The following is a 23672-nucleotide window of genomic DNA, read 5'->3' as shown; positions in this document are numbered from 1 at the left end:
GTACAAGTTTAAGCCGATGTCGTCTCCCAAAGATCGATCGAGCAAAATTGAATTGAGCGTCTTAGCGTCGCATCCTGAGTTGTTGACAGGTTTAGAAGCCTGGTTGTGGCTGGGCTTGCTTTCGCCTGCGGAGGTTGAGCAATTGTGCCGACAGTATTTAGTCTGCCCGCTTCCCGATCGCGCTGTAGACCTTTCTGAAATTGACGGCCCGCGAACTCCTATTAACGAGCCAAAAGTACCTGCCTTATCAACGCCTCAAGCCTTACCTAGCAGCAGAGAAAGCGTTGCTAGGCCCACAGAAACTACTCAAACCCCTAATTTTATCGCTCAAATTTTGCACTCGCTAATGGCCGAAATTAGCGTGGTGTGGCTGTTGTTTTTAGGAGTGTTCATGGTAGTTGTCTCCTCTGGAGTCTTAGCTGCCAGTCAGTGGGAAAGATTTCCAGCCGCCGGACAATATGGAGTTTTGTTAGCTTATACTTTAACTTTTTGGGCGATTAGCAGTTGGGCAAACAGACAGCATAATTTGCACTTGACTGCTAAAACTTTGCAAGAAGTGACGCTGTTGCTAGTGCCGATCAATTTTTGGGCAATGGATACTTTTGGATTGTGGCGGTATCCTTGGGATTGGGCGGTAGCAATCGCAGCGGCACTTATTTTGACTTGGATAACTGCCCGGATTATAAAAGATCAATATCAAAGCTTTTCAGGAAAAAACATCACTCGCTCGATCGCATTAAATCACTTGGGATTGAGTTATTTGCATTGGGGGTGGGCATTGGCCGGCTTTTCCGTGGGTGCCGTTTATTTAGGTACAGTGGGAACTGCTGCTGCTAGAGTTTATCAAGTTCAGCAACAACGATTGCAATCTCTCCAACGTGGGGGAAATACTGAAACATTCCCCGCTGCTTTCAGTTTGAGCAGAGATTTTTTGACTTACAAAAAAGCGGCTTTAGTAGCTTATTCGTTAGGAATTTTACTGGGTCGGGCGATATTTGTCAAGGATGTAAATATCGCTGAAATGGGTTTAGCTTTGGGAATTTGTGGCGTGCTTTTAGTATGGCTGGATTGGCAGCAGCCCCTCGCATCTGGGACTATTAAAAACAATATATCCGACCACCCAAATCCCTGCAATTTTTTTAAATGGCAATTAGCGGGAATGGGTTTGTTGGGTTTGGGATACCTGGTTTGTTTTCGCGACATTCCGCTACAGGCGATCGCAGTTAGCGGATTGGCTGTTTGGTTTTTTTATAACCGTTTAGTGCGGTTTTGGCAAAAGTTTGATTTGCTAATGCTTGAGGGGGTGGGACTTCAGAGTATTTGGCTGTTTTGGCGAGTGCTTCCTTTAGGGATTAAAACACAATTTGTTGCCTTTTTAACTCAGCTTACAAACTCTCAGAACACTCCTTGGGCTTTTTGGGGTGTTCTGCTGTTGCCTTATTTAATTTTAATGGTAAGTGTGGCGCAGTGGCTCTACCGCAAGCGAAAGTTTCAACTTGCCCGTTTTGGCGAAAACCTTGCTCTCGGTTTGGGGATTGTTTTAACTGTTATTAGTTTAGTCAATCCGTTTTGGCGATCGCTCAATTTATTGGTATCTACTTTAATTTTAGGTTGGATCACTTGGAAATACGTAATTACCGATAATTTTCGGCGAGTTTCGAGGCCGGCTTCTGCGGCTGAACAACAGGGAAATCCGGCAATTTTGGTTCCCATAACTCACATTATGGGTTTAGGCGCGCTCGCTTCGGCAATTGACTTATTTTTTCCCAACCAACCACCCAATATTTGCTCGGCCATATTATTGATTTTTATGGCGGCGGAGTGGGTATTTTTTGTCTGGATGAAAGCGGCTAATTTCCGCGAAAATTCTGCCTTTTTTCGCTGGCATCCTGCATGGTTCCAAAGTTCCTGGTATCTGGGCTTAGTATTAGCAGGATTCAGCTTTATATTGTTGCAAAAATATTTAATTGCGGGTACTGCCACTCATCGCCCTCAGTGGAGTTTGCTCTGGCTGGCGACTCCTTTGGCTTTGACTGCTGTTGCTAAATATACTGAGGTTTCTCACAAACGAGTTGCCAGTACCTTTAGTGCGCTATCCTTAATATTCGCACAATTTCTAATTTTTACTTTTCCGGGATATCGGTTAATTGGTTTTGGCTTGGCAGCCGGATTAATGTTGGTCAATACTTACTACTTAGTAGAGCTACCAGCGGCTGTGATTGGAGTGGGGTTTGGCTTGAGTTTCGTAGCGGCGGCGATCGATCAATTAGGTTTTGTGTCGGGTTGGGATTGGGGAATTGCCGGGGCGATCGCTCTTTTGTCTCTGTGGTTGCTTCGCAGCATAATAGTTCGTTTTTCCAGGGGTTTACCTGAGCCTTCTCAATTAGGTGAAATTTACGAGCGAGCTTTAGATGGGTGGGCAATTTTACTGGCAAGCTTGCTGTTAACAACTATTACTTTTTATTCCTATGGACTCTACGCCGCCAGTAGCTTGAGTTTCCCGCCTTCTGCTGAAGCTTTGGCTGCGATTTTGGTGATAATGGCTGCGATTATTTTCCGAAGTTTACGCCAACTTTCCCCTCTGGCAATTTATGCCTGGGCTTGGAGTTTGGAGTTGTTGACAGCAGTGGGTTTGAGTTTTGTCGATCGTACTACGATTAATTTGGCAGTTGCTAATATCGCTCTCGGATTGTTTACTCAATTATTGGGTGATGTGTGGCGGCGCCGCCACCCCGATCCAACAATTTTACCTAGCATTCATTTTATACCTTTGGTTTACGGGGTATTGGGTTTGATTTTCCGATCGCACACTTTTGCGAATTGGACTGGTTTAACTGTGTTGGGTGCGTCTTTAATTGCGATCGGCATTGGCAGACGGGAGCAAGAATTCAAACCTGTGGTTTATTTAGGATTAATTGGCGTGTCGGTTGCTGCTTACGAATCGCTACTCTATCAACTTTTTCAAACACCAGGAGGAGTTTTTGGCGACGGCTTAATTGTCCTGGCCACTCTCGGCACAACTTTAACCTATATCTATCGCATTTTATCTCCTTGGCTGAGCAATTATTTACATTTAACCAATGCTGAACTAAAAATATTTACTCACCTGCACTGGGTTTTGAGCAGTTCGCTCCTGATTTGGGCTTCGGCAAATGATATTAAATCCGGCCTCAATTTAGGATTAGTCACTGGTGCCTTATTAATTCAATACGCTTTCTTGCAAGGGCGCAATAATGTCGATCGCCAATGGGCAGAAATTTGGATTTACTTGGGTTGGCTAGAAGCTTTTGCAATCCGGCTTTACTGGATCAATACGCCTTTAGTTAAGTATATTTCCGGGCCACTGGGGCCTTGGAAAGTTGCCCTCGCTTCTCTATTTGCTTATTTCATTTACATTTTGCCTTGGGACAACTGGGGTTGGTCAAAAAAACCTTGGCAGGTAATTGCTTCGCTGATTCCAATAGTTACTATTTTGGAAAGTCCGGCTAAGTTTTATCCTATTAGCTTGCTGATAGCTGCTACCTTCTATTTTTTCCTGGCTTGGGACAGGGAGGAAGTCCGTTTTAGCTATGTGAGTGTGGCGATAATTGACTGGATAATGCTGCGGTGGTTCTGGCAAATAGGATTGACTCAGCCAGAGTTTTATGTTACTCCTTTAGGACTTTCTTTACTTTACATTACTCAGTTCGATCGCACTCTGAAATTACCAGCAGAAAAACCGCTGCGCCACAATCTGCGGATGCTCGCCACTGCGCTGATTTGCGGGATACCTCTTTTTACTCAGCAAAGCCACGGTTTAGTTGCGGGAGCTTTTAGTTTAGTGGCTATTGCAGCGGGTTTGGCGCTGCGAGTTCGGGCGTTTTTGTTTGTGGGAACGGCAGTATTTTTAATCAATGTTTTCTATCAGTTGGTGGTTCTGATCTTCGATTATCCGCTGATAAAATCGGCGATTGGTTTGGCTTTTGGGATTGTGTTTATCTGGATTGCTGCTACTTTTGAAACTAGGCGCGATCGCATTTCTGCTTTCGTGCAGCATTGGGTTGTGCAATTACAATCCTGGGATTAGATTCATCGATAAGTTGCTTTTTTTACGGGTATTATTTAATTAAAAACCCGGTTTCTTAGAGAAACCGGGTTTTTAATCAACAGTATTTATCCGTTGGTAGAGTGCATTAATGGCTTAATGCGAACTCTGGCAATTTTGGCTCAGATGGACCATCGGGTACTACCTTAACCTGACCGTTTTCATCCACATCAACGATCGCCTTTTGGCCGTCTTTCAGCTTCCCAGACAGCATTTCCTCAGCCAGTACATCTTCCAACAACCGCATGATTGCGCGGCGCAAAGGTCGAGCACCGTAGCTGGGATTGTAGCCTTCTGTAACTAACAAGTCCTTGAACCGGTCTGTCACCGACAAAGTAATACCCTGTTCGGTTAAGCGGCTGAAGACTTGCTGCAACATAATGTCCGCAATCTGCTTCACTTCTTCCCTGTTCAACTGGCGGAAGACGATAATCTCATCCAAGCGGTTGATAAATTCAGGACGGAAAAACTGTTTCAGTTCTTCGTTTACCAGGCTGCGAACGCGGTTGTACTGCCCGTCTGCGGCACTTTCAGCAAACTCGAAACCAAGACCGCCGCCACCTTTTTCAATCACTCGCGAACCGATGTTTGAGGTCATGATCAGCAGCGTATTCTTAAAGTCAACTGTCCGACCTTTAGCATCAGTCAAGCGGCCGTCTTCCAAGATTTGCAGCATCATGTTGAAGACATCGGGGTGAGCTTTTTCGATTTCGTCGAACAAGATGACCGTGTAAGGACGGCGCCGGACTGCTTCTGTTAGTTGGCCGCCTTCATCGTAGCCAACGTAACCCGGAGGCGAACCGATGAGTTTAGAAACCGTGTGGCGTTCCATGAATTCGGACATATCTAACCGAATCATGGCTTCTTCGGAACCGAAGAAATAAGTTGCCAGGGCTTTTGTAAGTTCCGTTTTGCCGACGCCTGTGGGGCCGGAAAAGATGAAACTGGCGATCGGGCGATTAGGATTTTTCAAGCCAACGCGAGCGCGGCGGATGGCCCGAGAAACTGCGGTGACAGCTTCTTCTTGACCGATCAAGCGCTGGTGCAAAGTATCTTCCATGTGCAGCAGCAATTCCGATTCGGATTCTGTCAGCTTGCTGACTGGTACTCCCGTCCAATTAGCCACGATATGGGCGATGTCTTCTTCGGTGACGATAGGAGAAGTTTTGAGTTGGCTTTTGTTGATCGTAGCTTCGGCGATTTCGGCTTCAATTTCTAATTCGCGATCGCGCAATTTTCCAGCTTTGTCGAAGTCTTGCTCGCGCACTGCTGCATCTTTTTCTTTTGTTACTGCCGGCAGTTGCTTTTTGAGCTCTTTAACTTCAGGCGGGGTTTGTGAATTCATCACGCGGACGCGGGAACCTGCTTCGTCAATTAAGTCGATCGCCTTGTCTGGCAAAAACCGATCGTTAATGTATCTGTCTGACAGTGTAGCCGCTGCTTCTAAAGCTGCGTCGGAAATTGTCAGTCTGTGATGCTGTTCGTAAGCCGATCGCAACCCGTACAATATTTCTATTGTTTCAGCCACGCTCGGTTCACCGACTTTGATCGGTTGGAAGCGGCGTTCTAAGGCAGCGTCGCGCTCGATGTGCTTACGATATTCGTCCAAGGTAGTTGCGCCGACACACTGCAATTCGCCTCTAGCAAGGGCTGGTTTGAGCATATTGGATGCGTCCATGCTGCCTTGAATTGCGCCTGCACCGACTAAGGTGTGAATTTCATCAATTACCAGAATGATGTTGCCGGCAGCGCGAATTTCGGCCATGATTTTCGTCAGCCGTTCTTCAAATTCGCCTCGGAACTTTGTACCTGCAATCAGCGAACCCATATCGAGGCTGATTACTTGTTTGTCTTCTAAAATTTCCGGGACGTTTCTATTAACAATGCGCTGGGCTAGGCCTTCGGCGAGGGCTGTTTTGCCGACTCCCGGTTCGCCTACTAACACTGGATTGTTCTTCGTGCGGCGGCCGAGCACTTGGATCACGCGCTCGATTTCATTTTCGCGGCCCACTACGGGGTCGAGTTTGCCTGCTGCGGCTAACTTGGTCAGGTTTGTGCCGAATTCTTCTAAAGTCGGGGTTTTGCGATCGCCGCTATCTCCCCTACCTCCGGGTACCGCCGCGACTTCTCCCACGGCACGAATTACCTGCGTGCGGACTCTCTGGCGATCGATCCCCAAGTTTTGCAGCACCTTCGCCGCCACCCCTTCATCGTCCTGAATCAGCCCCAGCAAGATGTGCTCGGTGCCGATGTAATTGTGGCCTAACTGCCGCGCTTCGTTCAGCGCCGTCTCAAAAATGCGCTTGACGCGGGGCGTAAAAGGAATTTCCGGCGGGAGGAACCCGGAACCTCTACCGATGATATTTTCAATTTCATTGCGCGCCTCTTTCAAGTTGAGGCCCATATCCAGTAATACTTTTGCAGCGATGCCAGTGCCTTCGCCGACGAGTCCCAGAAGAATTTGCTCGGTGCCTACAAAATTGTGACCGAGGCGTCGCGCTTCCTCTTGGGCTAGCATGATTGCTTTAATGGCTTGTTCTGTAAAGCGTTCAAACATATTTTTTCTATCCTACTGTCTGGGCGAGGGCTGTATCGCTGCTGGTGAGGAGCGATTTGGAACACTACACAAATTATAGATGTAAATTTTTGTGTATTTCCTTCTCTAACAATGTATCTTGCTAAGGGAGGAGGGACAGTGGGGAGACCCGAATAGTAGGGGTGTGGTTGCCGTCCGCTGTCGATCGGATATTAATTGAGAATAATAGTAGCAAAATGGCTTGATTCCATGAATACTATCATTTTATCTATAAATAGATTCTTGTCCGAGTAAATAAAGCTTGATTTTTGTTGGCCTAAGTACATGGTTGAATAAAGCATATAACAGTTGCCATGTCAAGAGTTTTGACGGTTGAGGGTGGTCGTGCCGTCAGCTAACAGCCAACAGTCAACAGCAAACACCGACTAGAATCAGATATATTTTCAACTTTGAGCAGAACTCCATGCAATTTCTCTCGCAATACCAAATCCACTCCACTCTCCACGAAGGTATAGAAACGATTATTTATCGAGGAAAAATTCCCACCCAGCAGGAGACAACTGTACTCAAAATCCTGAAAGCTGAATATCCGACCCTCGATGCAATTACCCGGATCAAGCACGAGTATCGCATTCGCCAACATTTAAACCATCCGGGCCTAGTTAAAGTCATTAGCATAGAAACCTTTGATAATCGTCTCGGCTTGCTTTTAGAAGACTTTGAGGGCGAATCTCTCGATCGCCTGATGTCTCGACAAAAGCTCGAAGTCATCACCTGTTTGAGGTTTGGCATTCAACTCATAAAAACCTTAGAATATCTACACCTTCAAAAAATTATTCACAAAGATATTAAGCCGAGCAATATCATCATCAACAGCCAAACAGGAATTATTAAACTGACCGATTTCGGAATTGCTTCACGATTGTCCAAAGAAAATCCCCACATTAATAATATTAACTCGATAGTCGGTACTTTTGCTTATATGTCTCCCGAACAAACCGGGAGAATGAACCGCACCCTCGACTACCGCACCGACTTTTATTCCCTCGGAATTACCTTGTATGAAATGCTGACAGGTCAATTACCATTTATGAGTAACGACCCGTTAGAAATAGTTTACAGTCACATAGCCTCTCAAGCAATTTTACCGCATAAAATTAATTCAGACATTCCACCACCAATTTCACAAATTGTGATGAAATTGATGGCAAAAAATGCCGAAGATAGATATCAAACAGCCGGCGGATTGTTAGCCGATTTAGAAATTTGTTTAGATCAGTTAGAAAGTACAGGCAAGATAGTCGATTTTACGCCCGGAAACTTAGATATATTGAGTCAGTTGTTGATTCCTCAAAAATTGTACGGTCGGGAAACACAAGTCAGCGAACTATTGGCAGCATTTGAACGAGTAGCTAATCCTTGCGAGGAAAATTCTTCCCCTTCCCAAATTGAACTGATACTAGTGTCTGGTTATGCAGGTATAGGCAAATCGGCCGTAGTTAGCGAAATTCAAAAACCCATCACCAGACAGCGGGGTTATTTTATTTCAGGTAAATTTGACCAATTCAAGCGGAATATACCTTACGCATCTTTAATTCAAGCTTTTCAATCTTTGATCCAGCAGTTACTTGCGGAAAATAACGAAAAATTACAAGATTGGCAACATCAACTTTTAGCCGCCCTAGGCGATGCCGGGCAAGTAATTATTGACGTAATTCCCGAACTAGAATTGGTAATTGGCAAACAGCCTTCCGTTGCGGAACTTTCCCCCACAGAAGCACAAAACCGCTTTAACAGGCTATTCAAAGAATTTATCCATGTATTCGCGCAAAAAGAGCATCCATTAGTCATATTTATCGATGACTTGCAGTGGTCAGATTCAGCGACCTTGAAATTAATGGAATTGCTGGCGACTGACCCAGATACCAAATATTTACTATTAATTGGAGCCTATCGAGACCATGAAGTTAGCTCTACACATCCTTTAGTGCAAACAGTAGAGTACCTTCAAGAAACGGGGATTATTCTCAACAATTTAGTGTTGGAACCTCTTTCTTTAGCCCAGGTGACTGAGTTAATTTCTGAAACCTTGAATGACTCAGAAAGAATTCAACCTTTAGCGGAGTTAATTTGGAATAAGACTGGTGGAAATCCTTTTTTCTTGACGCAATTGCTCAACTCTCTTTATCAAGAAAAACTTTTGAAATTTGACTTTTCCCGGCTGCTGTCTCCCGGAAGAAGAGGGGAGTGGCAGTGGAATATTGAGGAGATTCACGCTATTGGCATCACAGATAAGAGTGTAGTTGAACTGGTAGCCAGTCGGATTCAACAATTGCCAGAGACTACACAACAAGTTTTAAAATTGGCGGCTTGTGTTGGGGACAAATTCACTTTAGATGTTCTCTCTACTGTCAACACAAAATCTCCATCAGTCACTGCGACTGAACTCTGGGATGCTTTGCAAGCGGGGTTAATACTTCCCTTGAATGAGAGTTACCTCATTCCTTTATTTTTAGATGGAGAAGCAGGAGCTAATTTAACTTTCGATTCTTCGCGAATCAGCTATAAATTTTTGCACGATCGTGTCCAGCAAGCTGCATATTCGCTGATTCCTGATGATCAAAAGAAAGCCACTCATCTTAGCATCGGTAAATTGCTGTTTGAAAATACGCCCGCCGATAAAGTAGAAGAGAAAATTTTTGATCTTATCAACCAGTTGAATGTAGGAATTGATTGTCTGCTCCTGCAATCAGAAAAAGATGAATTAGCAGGATTAAATTTAATCGCTGGACATAAGGCAAAAGCAGCTAACGCTTATGAACCCGCTGTTAAGTATTTGAATGTGGGAATTGCGTTATTAGCACCTGATAGCTGGGATCGCAACTATAGCATGACGCTGCGGTTGTATGTAGAGACGCTGGAAGCGGAATATTTAAACACCAACTTCGAGCAAGCAGAACATTTGGCGGAAGTGGTTTTGCGATCGGCTAAAAACCAGCTTGACATAGTGAAAGTGTATCAGCTAAAGATCCAATTTTATCAGGCTCAAAGCCAGATGCTAAAAGCTGTTGAAACAGGTTTAGAAGTGCTGGAAATGCTGGGAGTAAACCTATTAGATAGCCCAACCATTGCAGTGCCAAAATTGCCGCGAATTGAGGAATTAGAAAACCTGCCAGTTATGACAGATCCTTATCAACTGGCAGCTATGGAAATCCTGACAGCCCTCTATCCTCCTGCTTATATTGCCAAACCAGAAATTGTGTCGTCCCTCGTCTTGACTATGGTCAATCTTTGTATCGATCACGGTCATTCAGCATTAGCTACTTTTCCCTATACTCTTTATGGAATGATGCTGTGCGGCATCGAAGGCGACATCGAAGCTGGCTACTACGCTGGACTAATCGCTTTAAAGCTGCTCGAACAATTTAATGCTAGCCAACAGAAAGCTAAGGTTTATGTAATGTTTAATGGTCATATAAGAATCTGGAAAGAGTCTACTAAAAATACACTTGCTTCCTTTCTCGAAGGAAGGAATTTTGGTTTGGAAAGTGGTGACTTAGAATGGGCAATTTATAATTCTAAGCACTATATTACCAATTTGTTTTTGGTGGGAGAACCCCTAGAATATGTCAAAGAGAAACAAAGCATTTATATGGAATTTTTGGTAAAAAATAAACACGAATTTGCCATAGGTTATGCTAAAATTTGGCAAGTAATTGCTTTAAGCTTAAGAAGCCAAACAGCAGAGCAAGTACGATTAGTTAGCGACAGGTTGGATGAACCTGCTGTGATGTCGCGTTGGCAGAAAGAAAATAATCGAATGTCGCTGTTTGCAGCTTATGTTGCTAAATTGATGCTGCTTTATTTATTGAAAGATTATGCCGCGGCTGTTGCCTGCGGTAAATTAGCGGCAGAATACGCAGATGGGGCGATCGGCTTAATCACTGTTGGGGTACACAATTTCTACTATTCGCTGGCCCTCCTCGCTCACTATCCTGACAGTGACAATCAAGAAGCATACCTAGCTATTGTTAACTCTAATCAGCAAATTATGAAAAAGTGGGCCTACCATGCACCCATGAATTATCAGCACAAGTACGAGTTAGTTGAAGCTGAGAAAGCTCGACTTTTCAGCGAAAAACTTGCAGCAATGGATGATTATGACTTAGCTATTAAAGGAGCGGCTGCTAACGGTTACATCCAAGAAGAAGCATTAGCTTATGAATTAGCTGGAGAGTTTTATCAATCTTTGGATAAAGAGATAATTGCTCAATCTTATCTAACAAAAGCTTATTATGCCTACATCCGCTGGGGAGCTATAGCAAAAGTTAAATACTTAGAATCCCGCTATCATTATTTAGTCGATCGCAATCAAGGAGCAATATCTAAAAATGTTGAGCTCATGACTGCTACCACTACTGTTGACAATAGCTTGATGCTGGATTTACCAACTGTTGTCAAAGCATCTCAAGCTGTTTCGAGCGAAATAATTCTCAGCCGCTTGCTAGAGAAACTCGTACAGCTTGTGAAGGAAAACGCAGGCGCTCAAAAAGTATTATTTCTTGCCAAGACAGGTAATGAGTTATTCATAGAAGCTGGAATTACAGGTCAGTTTAATGATGTAACTCTCTTACAATCTCTCCCGATTGCCGAATCAGAAATTCTCCCAATTTCCTTAATTAACTATGTAGAAAGAACCCAAAAATACTTGGTTTTAGATGATGCTACGCGAGCCGAGCAATGCCAATTTGACCCTTATATTGCGGCAACTCAACCCCTATCTATCCTGGTATTGCCAATTATCCATCAAGGCCACCTTACGGGAATGTTTTATTTAGAAAATAATTTAACCAAAGGTGCTTTTACTAGCGACCGGCTAGAAATTTTGGGAATCCTGTCTGCACAAGCAGCTATTTCTCTAGAAAATGCCCGTTTTTATACTATTCTGGAAACGCGAGTAGCGCAAAGAACTGAGAAATTGCATAATGCATTGGAAGAACTTCGCCACACTCAATTGCAGCTAATTCAAAGTGAAAAAATGTCCAGTTTAGGGCAAGTGGTGGGGGGAATTGCTCACGAAATTAATAACCCGATTAACTTTATTTATGGAAATTTATATTACACCAATGAATACGCGGAAAACTTACTACATTTACTACGTTTATACCAAAATAATTACCCAAATCCAGTGGAAGAAATAGTCAATGAAACAGAGCAAATAGATTTAGATTTTTTGATGAATGATTTCACTAAAATGATAGATTCAATGAGAGTTGGTGCTGCGAGAGTTCGCGATATTGTGCTGTCGCTGCGAAACTTTTCTCGGCTAGATGAATCAGATAGAAAATGGGTTAATCTCCACGAAGGTATCGACAGCACGTTGATGATTTTATCTCAAAAATTAAGTGCCATTCAAGTGATGAAGGAGTACGGCAATTTGCCTTTAGTGAACTGCTATCCGGGAGAAATTAATCAGGTATTTATGAATGTACTTACCAATGCGATTGATGCTTTGTCTCGCGAAAGAGGGAGGGAAGTTGACTCGACAATTCAGATTTGGACTGAAGTCGCCGAAGGAAATCAAGTAGCGATTCGCATTGTAGATAATGGTGTGGGGATGAGTTCGGAGGTATTGGGTAAAATATTTGACCCGTTTTTTACTACTAAAGAGGTAGGTAAGGGGACGGGTTTGGGATTGTCTATCAGTTATCAAATTGTGGTAGAACAACATGGAGGAAAGTTAATTTGCAAGTCGGAACCTGGAGAGGGCAGCGAGTTTACTATACTGCTGCCGTATTGATGAATTACAGCCATCGTGAAAGCAACTGTTCAACTACTTTCACAAAGCCGATCGCAATTTGGATCAATGGCCAACCCACAAAACAAATTAACACCGCCCAGCGAGTTTGAATATCCAAACCTTGGCGAACCGCCACAATTACAGCTAGCAAACTCCACACAGATAATATCCGCTCTATTCCTTCTCCCAGCAAAGGAATTAGAGTTAAAAAATTCAGGACTTGGGGCGCGTAAGCAAACCCGATCGGAACCAACAACTCGCGATAAGTTACGTGCCCCGGCTTCAGCCACTCCCCGATTTTAAAGATAGTGAAAGTCCAAAAATAATAACCCCCTGCGACTGCCAAACCATCTATCCAAAGTGCTAAAAATAACACTGATAGCTCAGTTCGATTGATTAACAAAATGACAGCGCTGCCCAAAACGCGGGACAGCGCAGCTAAAATTACAATTGTTAAAGCTATCCCCTTAGTTCTGCGAGTGTACGGAGTTTTTTCGTAAAAATTGCCGTTCAAAGAAAGTGCGTTCCAAAGCGTTGCGCCCAAACCTGCAATTGAATCTTCTCCCTTCACTTTGAACTCCTGCGCCTCAAGATAGTTGACAACTTTTACAAAATAAGCTCTAATACAGCAGAATCACCGAACTAATTCTAGGTAATTAGGTAATTAATTGGCATTCTACCAGATTTTATTAAATGCTAAGATTGATTTTACGGATACTTGCATGGCTGCGCGGGGGAAGTTTAAATTTGTTGCTCATCGCAGGTGTAATTTTGATAATTTGGGGCATTCTTTCGCCGGTGGGGACTGTTATATGGTGGCTGAATCAAAGTGCCGAAACTTTTGGTATCAAGAAAAATCCGCCGACGATATTGCCCCCTAAGAAGGGCAATCTAGAAGCGCGTCAGTCTTCGCCACTCAATTGCTATATCATCTTTTTACCGGGAGTTGGCGATTTTTCAGGGGATGAATTAACCCCTGGTGAAGAGTTTTTTCTCAAGCGTTTAGTTAAAAGTCACCCGCAGTGCGTAGCAGTGGGCGATGTTTTTCCTTATTCAGCGTCTAACAAAAGTTTAGGAGGAGAGCGGTGGCTAGCTCCTTTTTGGCGGTTTGCAGAACAGGCAAAAAGCGGGCCGATTGCGGGGGATATATTCATCAAAATTCGCAATCTCTGGAGGTTTGCAATTTCTCTAGATTATCGCTACGGCTTTGCATACAATCAGGGAATTGCTAATGCAATTATCGATCGCATGAATGCTCAATCTCCCATTTCAGTTAATCCTCAAAAACCTTTGAAAGTTATTTTAATTGGCACTAGCGGCGGCGCACAAGTTGCTTTGGGTGCTACTCGCTATCTTAAAGAATGGCTGAAGGCAGAAATTACGGTTGTTTCGGTTGGGGGCGTGTTTTCGGGAGAAAATGGTTTTGCACAGGCCGATCGCATTTTCCACTTTCGCGGCACTCGCGATTCTATTGAGGATATCGGCGGCATAGTTTTTCCGACTCGCTGGTACTGGTACGCTACTTCTCCTTTCAATCAAGCTCGTTTGCAAGGCCGCTATGCAGAAGCTGTGAGCGGCCCTCACAAGCACGACGGCGATGAGGGATATTTTGGGGAAAATCTAGCAGCGGATGGTAAAAAGTATGTAGATATAACGCTGGACAAAATTAATCAATTGCCTGTTTGGTCTGAGGGCGCGCACGATTGATGAGTTCTTGCATATTCGATAGTCATTAGTTATTCATTGTGTCATTGTTGGTTGTGCGTCGCTTGAAGCTTGGCCTTGTTGCCTTTCAGTCTCTACCTCCAATTCCCGATGCCCGATGCCCAATTCCCCATTCCCCATTCCCTATTATAAATGTCTCGACCAACATTATATATTGCCATCACAAATCACGGATTCGGTCATGCTGTCCGAGTTGCGTCCGTAGCTGCAAAAATTCAAGAATTAAATCCAGATATCTTACTAATTATCACAACAACAGCACCTCGCTGGCTGCTAGAATGTTATATTGGTGGCGACTTTATCCACCGTCCCCGCGCTTTTGATGTGGGTGTGGTGCAAGCTGACAGTTTGAATATGGATAAAGACGCGACGCTGGAAAAATTGCGGGAAATCCGGAAAAAGCAAAATTCCCTAATTGCCAGCGAAGTTAATTTTATCAAGCAAAATCGGGTGGGTTTGGTGCTGGCAGATATTCCTCCTTTGGCAACGCGAATGGCGGCAGCGGCTGGGGTTCCCTGCTGGATGATGAGCAATTTCGGGTGGGATTTTATCTATCGCGAGTGGGGCGGGGAATTTGTAGAAATGGCAGATTGGATTGGTGAATGTTTCGGAATGTGCGATCGGCTTTTTCGTCTTCCTTTGCACGAACCGATGACAGCTTTCCCCAATATTCAAGATGTTGGCTTGACTGGCGGCAATCCTCGCTACAGTAACGAGAAAATTCGGGAAGTATTCGGAATTGAAACACCCCTGGAAAAAACTGTTTTGTTGACTTTCGGCGGATTGGGTTTAGAGGAAATTCCTTATCAAAATTTACAGCTATTTAGCGACTGGCAATTTATTACTTTTGATGCGGGAGCTCCCGATTTGCCGAATTTGATTAAAGTCAAAAATCAGGAGTTTGCAAAATCTCTCCCGATTTTACCCCGTCCGGTTGATATTATGCCTGTCTGCGGGCGCTTAGTTTCTAAACCGGGATACAGCACTTTTGCGGAAGCTTTGCGCTTGGAAATACCTGTCGTTTCTATAATGAGAGAAGGTTTTGCAGAAGCTGGGGTGTTGCTGGAAGGGATTCAAAATTATGCGGAACATCAAATCTTGACGGCGACGGAGTTTTTTGAGGGGGATTGGGAGTTTTTGCGGCAACCGCTGCATCCGCCCCGTTTGTCGGGTAAATTGGATAAAAATGGTACGGAGGATCTCGCCCAAGCTGTTGTAGACTATTTTTCATAAGTGCGATTAGAAATCGATCTTACACAAACAAAGTCTACCTCCGCCGACAGAAGACTTTTGCATCAGTCTCATCCAAAATCTAAAATCTAAAATCGAATGAATCACTATCAACAGATACTCAAGATTCAAACTACAGGAAAATCTCTGTCCAAAATCACTCCTAAGATAGAAGATGTGGTGGCGAATTCAGGTATTAAAACGGGACTTTGTAGTTTATTTTTGCGCCATACTTCTGCTAGTTTGGTGATTCAAGAAAATGCTGACCCGGATGTACTTAAGGATTTGGCTAACTTTTTGGCTAAACTGGTACCGGAGGACGATCGCTACATTCACGATGCGGAAGGCCCAGACGATATGCCGGCGCATATTCGCACTGCGCTGACTCATACTTCTGAACAAATCCCGATCGACCGCGGCAGGTTGCTGTTAGGAACTTGGCAGGGAATTTACCTGTGGGAACATCGTCAGCGGGGTCATATTCGCGAATTAGTTGTTCACGTCAGCGGCACTTGATCGGAATTTGTACCTCGCTGATTTTAGTTGCTTCCGGCGTCATCGGGGAATTGTAAAAAAAGCGGCGCGGCGGCCCGACTATTTCGTATTCAGGATGTTCTTGAAGCCAATCTTTGAGTTTCTGGAGGTTATTTTCGTAGCTTTCCCAAGTGTAGGCCCCGCCCACGCCGATGCTGACAACCATCATGGGCGAAGTATCCGTAACTTCTACAGCGGAGTTAACGCTGCTGGGGGCGATATTTGGTGCGGGATAGAGGAACGAAACTTCAGCTTGAGGAACTGCATCGATTTGCCCGGAAGTTTTCGTGTAGCGCGCTTCTACTGGCGTTGTCATCGCAATTTGGTTGTTGCTGATGTGTTGAAATAAGGGATTGAAGGCGATGCCAGTTGCTTGTCGCAAATCGCCCGCGTGGGTGTAGGTGACAGCGCGGTAGTGAGGATATTGCTTAACTTCTATGACCCCAATCTGTGCGGGTTCAGGGAATCCAGTAGGTAATACCATTTGAGATTTAAAAGTTGAGATTTTACATTGAAAAATGGGGGAATACTTACTCCGCAAGGGTTTGGAACTTGCTTGCAGTTGCATTATTTTTGACAACTGGTATAAATAGACTGAGATTGTTTGCAGACAATCGTTCAGGTGGCACAATTAGTTTAGCAGTTATTTAAGGCGCTGCTAACTATCGATCGCCTAGAATTAGTTGAGAGATTATTAATTAACCTCATAATAATACGGACGGCACTGAGTAAGCAGAGAAACATTAATCTAGTTGTGCTTGAAAAATTAGCGTTTTTCAGGTGTTTGCTATTTGTGTCGGAAAATATTCGGCTGTTGGGCCGATCGAGCTGTGCGTTCTCAGTTATTGCCACGCTTATCGCGTTCAATAACGCCTATCAATTATACCGCTTTCAGGGAATGACGTATGAAAAAGATTCTAGTGATTGAGGACGAGCAAGTAATTCGGGAAAATATTCTCAAACTCCTCAAAGCTGAAGGTTTCGACGTGACGGGTGCAGAAAATGGAGCAAAAGGTTTAGATGCGGCGGTGTCAAATGTTCCCGACGTGATTATTTGCGACGTGATGATGCCAGAACTTGACGGGTATGGGGTGCTGGTGGCCTTGCGATCTAATCCGGTTACTGCTACAGTACCTTTTGTTTTTCTGACCGGTAAAGCCGATCGCTCTGAAATGCGGCAAGGTATGGAATTGGGAGCAGATGATTACCTGACTAAACCTTTTAGTAAAGCTGAACTTGTGGGCGCGATATCGAGCCGCTTGAAAAAACAAGAAGCTGTCGCCGAACAGTACAATACTTTGCGATCGCCAAGCAGCGAATTCAACCAAGATGCCACCGACAAATTAGAGCAGATAAAAACAAGTTTGCGCGACGCACTGGAACGAGAAGAATTCCAAGTTTACTATCAGCCACAAGTCAATGTCCAGACAGGTAAGATTATGAGCGCCGAAGCTTTAGTGCGCTGGGTACATCCAGAAAAAGGGCTGATTTCGCCTGCAGAATTTATTCCCCATGCCGAAGAAACTGGCTTCATTGTAGAGTTAGGCGAGTGGGTTTTGCACACAGCTTGCAAGCAAATGCAAGTTTGGCAAAATGCTGGTTTTTCGCTTCGGATAGCGGTGAATCTGTCGCCGCGCCAATTTCACCAACCGGATCTCAGCAGCAGAGTTGCCCAAATTTTAGCAGAAACTGGTTTGCAAGCGAGCAGTTTGGAATTAGAGCTGACAGAAAGTTTGATGGTAGAAGATGCCGAAAGTGCGATCGCCACTTTGCAACACTTGAAAAATTTGGGAGTTTGTATATCTCTTGACGATTTCGGAACGGGGTATTCTTCTTTAAGCTATCTGACGCAATACCCCTTCGATACTTTAAAAATAGACCGCTGTTTTATCAGCAATATAACCGATGGTTGCACAAATGCAGCGATTGTGAAAGCTATTATTGAAATGGCGCACAGTCTCTGTCTTGAGGTAATTGCCGAAGGAGTTGAAACGGAAGCCGAAAAAGATTTTCTATGGCGCTATAAGTGCGATATAATGCAAGGATATTTGTTTAGTCCTCCTTTGGCATCAGCGGATTTTGAACAATTGTTGATAGCAGGAAAATAGAATATCTATTAAGTCAATATTGAGCAGAGAATTAAGTGCGATCGGGGTGGAATATGGTTGTAGAATCCAGCAAAAACGTTGACTCACTCAAATCAAGCAATAAAAAAAATAAGGATTTTTACCTAGCTATTCAACTAGCTCTATTGATAGTGTTTTTAGCTATTTTATCCAGATTTTTTATCATTGTCAACGCTGGAGAACGAGGCGTGCTGATGCAGTTTGGTAAAGTGCAAGAACAGGTACTCGGAGAAGGACTTCACGTAATAGTCCCCACAGTTTATAGTGTAAAAAAGTTGAGCGTCAGGGTACAAAAACAGGAAAGTTCCGCTGAAGCTTCCTCAAAAGATTTGCAAGATGTTTTCACGGATGTAGCGCTCAACTGGCATATTATCCCAGAAGAAGCCAATGCTATTTTTCAACAAATAGGTGACGAGAAAGAAGTCGTGGCTCGCATTATCGAGCCGGCTGTTGAAGAAGTATTAAAAGCAGTTATGGCTAAATACACGGCTGAAGAAATTATTACTAAGCGGGGAGAAGTTAAAGCCGCAGTTGATGATTCTTTGACCTTGAGGCTAGTTACATATCACATTGCCGTTGACGATATTTCTTTAGTACACGTTCACTTTTCTGAGCGGTTTAGCGAGGCGGTGGAGGCGAAACAAATTGCCGAACAGGAGGCAAAAAGAGGGGAGTTTTTAGCGCTAAAAGCAGCAAAACAGGCGGACGCTAAGGTGAATTTAGCCAAGGGAGAAGCCGAAGTGCAAAGGTTGCTGCGGGACAATTTGACTCAGGAACTTTTGGAAAGGCAGGCTATAGAAAAATGGGATGGGAAATTGCCGCTGATTGTTGGTGATGGGGGTAAAAATATATTGGACTTGAGGAAATTGGTTGAGAGATAATTATAATCCTGCACGCAGGGGTAGCCAGAAACCGGGTTTCTTTACGAAAATACACGGGGTTTAGCTTTTGATGTCGGTAAAAAACCCGCTTTCTTGAGTATTGGTGCGTAAGTCCTGAATTACCAATTACCAGCACCTTAAGTTAATATCTGTTCAAAAGCTTTAGTAATTCCAGTTTGAAAACGCTGTCGGTGCTTCAGTTTTAAAACGGGTTTAATTATTTCCAAACATACATTAGAACTTGGTTGGCTATCTATAATTTTAATCGCTCGTAGTGTAGATAGCTGCAATTCTTTTTTTACCATCAATTCAGGAATAGCCGCTGCACCTGTGCCACTTTCCACCACTGCTTTTACCATTTCACTGCTGTTCAAAACTAAAGTTACATTCAATTCATCGGGATTAACGCCCCAACTTTGCAAAGCTTGTTCCAACATTTGCTGAACTCCAGAACCAGCTTCTCGCATCACCCAATCCGTTTTCGCAATTTCCGTTAAACTCACTTCTGCACGTTCAAACCAAGGGTGAGATTGGCCAACTACAATCAGCAAGCGTTCGCTGCCTACAACTTCTTCCTCCAGAGTGTTCTTAAGCGAAGCTTTAATATCTCCCGTTACTAAACCCAAATCAAATGTTCCCGTCGCCGTACCCGCACAAATTTCTTCGGCATTTGCCAAAGTACAATGCACGGAAATACCAGGATATTGTTGTTTGAACTTGCTAATTTTATCAGGCAACCAATAATTGCCAATGGTCAGACTGCAACCCAATTTTAAATCGCCTCGCTGTAAGTCGTTCAACTCCCGCAAACCTCTCTCAGTCAAAGCAACTTGGTCGAGAATTTTCTGCGTTTCCATTTGCAGCAACTTCCCGGCTTCCGTGATTTCGATGTGGCGGCCAATGCGGTGAAATAGTTTTACTCCATATTGCGCCTCTAAGCTTTGGATTGCCGCACTAACAGCGGGTTGAGTAATGTAAAGTTCCTCGGCCGCGCGACTGAAGTGCAGGTGTTCCGCGACAGCTAGAAAAACTCGAAGTTGGTCAAGTGTCATTCCGGCCATGCTGAGTACCCTTTTACTAAATATAGTGATTTTTTGACATTAAAATCTCTGGTGGCTAAGCTTTTACCTGAACTTTTCGATCGAGTCTCTGGTATAGGTTGGAATTACCCAAAAAGCACGGTTGCCAGCCGCTATTTAAAGTTTCCTTTTAAGGTCAAGGGTTTGAGCTAGTGGCGACAGATACGTCTGGTACTCCAACAGTTCTTTTGTGGCGGCACTGCATCACTTGTATTTATTAATTCGATAAAAAACAACATTTGATTCTACCTCAGAAGGGGATTACAGTTATATTCAAGCTTCTCATGCAGGGCCCAATGCTGAAGCAGCACCGACAAGTTTAAGCCGATCGCCAAAAGTCGATCGACAACAAGAGAGAAGATAAATGACTAAGAAAACGCCAAAAAATCAGAGTGCACACGGCTTAAAGCCGGACTGCCTCTCCTTCGGGGAGGTTTTAGCTCAATCCTTTGCCGTCATTGCACCTACAACTATACCCGCATCTAATCTAGGGTTAATTGTCGCTCTTTCGGGTAACGGGACTTGGCTAAGCTTTCTCATCGGCTTGATGGGCCTAGTATTTGTCAGCATCAATATCAACCAATTTGCGAGTCGATCGGCTTCTGCTGGTTCTCTTTATTCTTATATTGTTAAAGGACTTGGGCCGACTGCCGGCGTAATTTGCGGCTGGAGTTTGGTACTGGCTTATCTATTTACTGCGATGTCCGTTTTGTGTGGTTTTGCCAACTTTACGGGTACTTTTATCGGTCATTTAGGCATCCATCCGTCACCGATTACGCTGTTAGCGATCGGGGCGGGGGTTGCTTGGTATGCAGGTTATAAAGATATCCAACTCTCAGCTATGGCAATGCTGTGGCTGGAGGGGGCATCAGTGGCAGCGATTTCCATCTTGGGCATCATCATCTGGGCGCACAAAGGTTTTGCCCTGGATATGTCCCAATTAACTTTGGAAGGCGTAACTCCCGGCAACATAGCGACGGGACTTGTATTAGTCATGTTTGGTTTCTCTGGTTTTGAAAGTGCTACATCTCTGGGGGACGAAGCGAAAAAACCCTTAAAAAATATCCCCAGAGCTGTCATGGGCAGTGCTGTCATGGCAGGCTTATTCTTCATTCTGATGACCTATATTGAGGTTTTGGGTTTTAGCGGTACTGGAGTTTCTATTACCAATAGTGAAGAACCTCTGACTTTTCTAGCGCAACAAATCGGTATGGGTTGGCTGGGAGAGTTAGTGGCTTTCGGCGCTTTATTTAGCTTTTTTGCTTGCGTGCTCGGCAGCATCAATCCAGCGGCGAGAGTGTTTTTTATGATGGCGCGGCACGGTTTGTTTCACTCTTCATTAGGTGTAGCGCATTCATCTAATAGAACTCCCCACGTTGCAGTAACGATGTGTACATTTCTGACATTTTTGGTGCCTGCTGTGATGTCTATGTTTGACATCAAACTGTTCGATTGTATGGGTTATTTGGGGGCAATTTGCAGCTACGGATTTTTAACCGTGTATGTCTTAATTTCGATCGCCGCCCCGGTTTACCTGCACAAAATTGGTAAATTGCGCCTGCAGGATGTAGCATTTTCGGCTGTGGCGATCGCATTTATGATGATTCCGATTGCGGGCAGCGTGGGCATTCCCGGCAGCACTATGTTCCCACCTCCAGAAGCTCCTTACAATGCCTTTCCTTACTTGTTCTTGATGTACTTGGTGGCTACTTGCGGATGGTTTTTCTGGCAGCGGCTGCGTTCTCCTGAACTGGCGGGATCGATGCAGCAGGGTATTGACGCAATTCATGCCAAGTTCGAGGAAGAAAATGCAATTTACGGCGGTGTTCGATTGAAAGCGGTTCCCTTTGACAGCGAGCGTTTTTGATTAACAGTTACCAGTTCGCTGTTCGGAGAAAGAGTTTTTAAGCAACGGGGTTTTTACTGAGATATTGCAGCATTATCAATAAGCATTTCAAAGGCGTTGCTCCGAGCAACAGCCCACAATAAAATTTAATTTTTGTGGAACGGGCATCTTGCCCGTTCCGAAGATACGAGCCCAGCAATTACAACGAAATAAAAAATCTGAGGAGACACAGAAATGAATGAATTACTAACAGCAATTTCTACGGGGATGACAGCTTTTACGGCTACCAACCTTGACGATATTCTGATTCTGCTGCTGTTTTTCTCGCAGGTGAATGCAGTATTTCGGCGCAGGCATATCGTCTTCGGTCAGTTTCTGGGCTTTACTGCACTGGTTTTAGCTAGCCTTCCCGGCTTTTTTGGCCGCTTAATCTTTCCGCCAGATTGGATCGGAATGCTGGGTTTGCTGCCAATTGCGATCGGGCTTAGCCGCTTGCTGAATCCAGAAACTGAGGATTCGGAAGTTGAGGCAGAATTAGAGCAATCTGAGAAATCTTTTTTTAGCAGTTTCCTGTCTCCTCAAACTTACAGCGTAGCAGCGGTGACGGTGGCCAATGGGGGCGACAATATCGGGATATATGTGCCACTTTTTGCTAGCAATACTTTAGAAAGTTTGGCGGTGGTTCTCACTGTATTCTTCGGGATGGTAGGCGTTTGGTGCTACGCTGCTTATCGGTTAATTCAAATGCGGGCTATCGCGGATACTTTGACTCGCTACGGCAATCAATTAGTACCTTTTGTTTTGATCGGATTGGGAATGACGATTCTGGTTAAAAGTGGCACTCTGGCAAGCCCAACTTTAAGTATAATATCTTTAGTCGGTTGCGCTTTCTGTTTGATAACTATGAGCAGAGGTAACGCCAGGGAAACGGAAGTCTAGAAAAATTGCAGGGACAGCACATGAATTGGATTGCAGCAGCGATTATTACCGGGATTACATCTTTTGCCGCAACCAATATCGACGATATGGTGATTTCGATGCTGTTCTTCGCCCAGGTAAATGATACTTTCCGCCCCCGGCATATCTTTGTCGGTAAGTACCTCGGATTTGCAGCACTAATCGCTGCTAGTTTGCCCGGTTTTTTTGGCGGTTTAATTGTGCCGAAAGCTTGGATTGGTTTGCTGGGTTTGGTTCCGATCGCGATCGGCATCAGTCACTTAGTCAAGAAAGAAAATGAGGAAAATGACGTACAAGCGGTATCGGGCGAATTTAAGCGGGAATCTAATTCACCTTTGTCAAAGTTAGCAAATCTTTTAAACCCCCAAACTTTGAATGTGGCTGCGGTAACAGTCGCCAACGGGGGTGACAACATCGGTATTTATTTGCCGCTGTTTGCTAGCAGCGATTTGCCGAGCTTGGTAGTGATTTTGGCTGTTTTCTCGGTGATGGTAGGTATTTGGTCTTATGCCGCTTATCGGTTAACTCGCCAAAGGGCGATCGCCCGTATTTTGACTCGGTATAGCCAGGCTGTTGTCCCTTTTGTATTAATTGGCTTGGGAATATTTATTCTGATTGAAAGCGGTACGTATCGCCTGCTCCCGGCATTTCAATCTAACTAAGGATTAGCCAATTGTCCGCTACTTTCCTCCCTCTATAGGTAGATAATTTGCCATAAATCATAAGTCCTAACTCATCACTTTCCCCTTAACAATTGTTTGCTTAAAATTTGCACTATATCGCTTGAATTTTATCAACAAATATGCTAAGTTAATAATGAAGTGAGTGACCAAGCTAAAAGCAGCTTCAAACTAATTTAGCCTCAAGTATTCAC

Annotated in this window: 14 protein-coding genes; 10 read left to right on the top strand and 4 right to left on the bottom strand. The window is 44.2% G+C overall.

Features of this window, described 5'->3' with window-relative positions; genetic code table 11:
* The first annotated feature begins 16 nt into the window (after positions 1-16).
* Positions 17-4066, top strand: coding sequence for a hypothetical protein (locus QUA04_RS03715; protein WP_333253889.1), 4050 nt, complete (start codon positions 17-19; stop codon positions 4064-4066).
* Positions 4067-4172: 106 nt separating this feature from the next.
* Here QUA04_RS03715 and QUA04_RS03710 read toward each other — a convergent pair whose 3' ends face one another.
* The gene (locus QUA04_RS03710) at positions 4173-6641 is read right to left on the bottom strand and encodes an ATP-dependent Clp protease ATP-binding subunit (protein ID WP_333253886.1); all 2469 of its coding nucleotides are present in this window, start codon (positions 6639-6641) and stop codon (positions 4173-4175) included.
* A gap of 442 nt (positions 6642-7083) precedes the next feature.
* On the opposite strand from QUA04_RS03710, the gene QUA04_RS03705 reads away from it, so the two are divergent.
* Positions 7084-12420: an AAA family ATPase gene (locus QUA04_RS03705; protein ID WP_333253884.1), complete on the top strand. Its 5337-nt coding sequence runs from the start codon at positions 7084-7086 to the stop codon at positions 12418-12420.
* Positions 12421-12424: 4 nt separating this feature from the next.
* Here QUA04_RS03705 and QUA04_RS03700 read toward each other — a convergent pair whose 3' ends face one another.
* Complete coding sequence (locus QUA04_RS03700; protein ID WP_333253881.1) at positions 12425-12991, bottom strand: hypothetical protein; 567 nt, start codon at positions 12989-12991, stop codon at positions 12425-12427.
* A gap of 122 nt (positions 12992-13113) precedes the next feature.
* On the opposite strand from QUA04_RS03700, the gene QUA04_RS03695 reads away from it, so the two are divergent.
* The 3 genes from QUA04_RS03695 to QUA04_RS03685 all read left to right on the top strand — a co-directional run bounded on the left by QUA04_RS03695 (position 13114) and on the right by QUA04_RS03685 (position 15891).
* Entirely contained in the window at positions 13114-14127 is a 1014-nt protein-coding gene (locus tag QUA04_RS03695) for a hypothetical protein (protein ID WP_333253879.1), read from the top strand.
* 150 nt (positions 14128-14277) lie between these two features.
* Positions 14278-15378, top strand: coding sequence for a glycosyl transferase (locus tag QUA04_RS03690; protein WP_333210151.1), 1101 nt, complete (start codon positions 14278-14280; stop codon positions 15376-15378).
* Positions 15379-15474: 96 nt separating this feature from the next.
* Positions 15475-15891: a secondary thiamine-phosphate synthase enzyme YjbQ gene (locus QUA04_RS03685; protein WP_333210149.1), complete on the top strand. Its 417-nt coding sequence runs from the start codon at positions 15475-15477 to the stop codon at positions 15889-15891.
* Here QUA04_RS03685 and QUA04_RS03680 read toward each other — a convergent pair.
* Positions 15878-16393 (bottom strand): heme-binding protein, encoded by a 516-nt coding sequence (locus QUA04_RS03680; RefSeq protein ID WP_333210147.1) that lies wholly within the window; start codon positions 16391-16393, stop codon positions 15878-15880. The two genes, QUA04_RS03685 and QUA04_RS03680, sit on opposite strands and share 14 nt — an antisense overlap.
* Before the next feature lie 421 nt (positions 16394-16814).
* Here QUA04_RS03680 and QUA04_RS03675 point away from each other — a divergent pair, with 421 nt between their 5' ends.
* Entirely contained in the window at positions 16815-18017 is a 1203-nt protein-coding gene (locus tag QUA04_RS03675) for an EAL domain-containing response regulator (protein WP_333210145.1), read from the top strand.
* 53 nt (positions 18018-18070) lie between these two features.
* A complete protein-coding gene (locus QUA04_RS03670) occupies positions 18071-18916 on the top strand; it encodes a prohibitin family protein (protein WP_333253877.1) in 846 nt (281 codons plus the stop codon).
* A 137-nt stretch (positions 18917-19053) separates the two neighbouring features.
* On the opposite strand, the gene QUA04_RS03665 is transcribed toward QUA04_RS03670, so the two are convergent.
* A complete protein-coding gene (locus QUA04_RS03665; RefSeq protein WP_333253875.1) occupies positions 19054-19968 on the bottom strand; it encodes a LysR family transcriptional regulator in 915 nt (304 codons plus the stop codon).
* Positions 19969-20359: 391 nt separating this feature from the next.
* Here QUA04_RS03665 and QUA04_RS03660 point away from each other — a divergent pair, with 391 nt between their 5' ends.
* The 3 genes from QUA04_RS03660 (at position 20360) to QUA04_RS03650 (ending at position 23460) form a co-directional block, all read left to right on the top strand.
* Positions 20360-21862: an APC family permease gene (locus tag QUA04_RS03660; protein ID WP_333253873.1), complete on the top strand. Its 1503-nt coding sequence runs from the start codon at positions 20360-20362 to the stop codon at positions 21860-21862.
* Between the two features lie 213 nt (positions 21863-22075).
* The gene (locus QUA04_RS03655) at positions 22076-22780 is read left to right on the top strand and encodes a cadmium resistance transporter (RefSeq protein WP_333253871.1); all 705 of its coding nucleotides are present in this window, start codon (positions 22076-22078) and stop codon (positions 22778-22780) included.
* A gap of 20 nt (positions 22781-22800) precedes the next feature.
* Positions 22801-23460: a cadmium resistance transporter gene (locus QUA04_RS03650; protein WP_333253868.1), complete on the top strand. Its 660-nt coding sequence runs from the start codon at positions 22801-22803 to the stop codon at positions 23458-23460.
* Positions 23461-23672: the final 212 nt, after the last annotated feature.

The sequence above is a fragment of the Microcoleus sp. S13_C5 genome, assembly GCF_036700845.1.
In the GTDB taxonomy this organism is placed as follows: domain Bacteria; phylum Cyanobacteriota; class Cyanobacteriia; order Cyanobacteriales; family Microcoleaceae; genus Microcoleus.
Note: the sequence above shows the minus strand (reverse complement) of the source record. Positions and strands in the feature narration are given on the sequence as shown.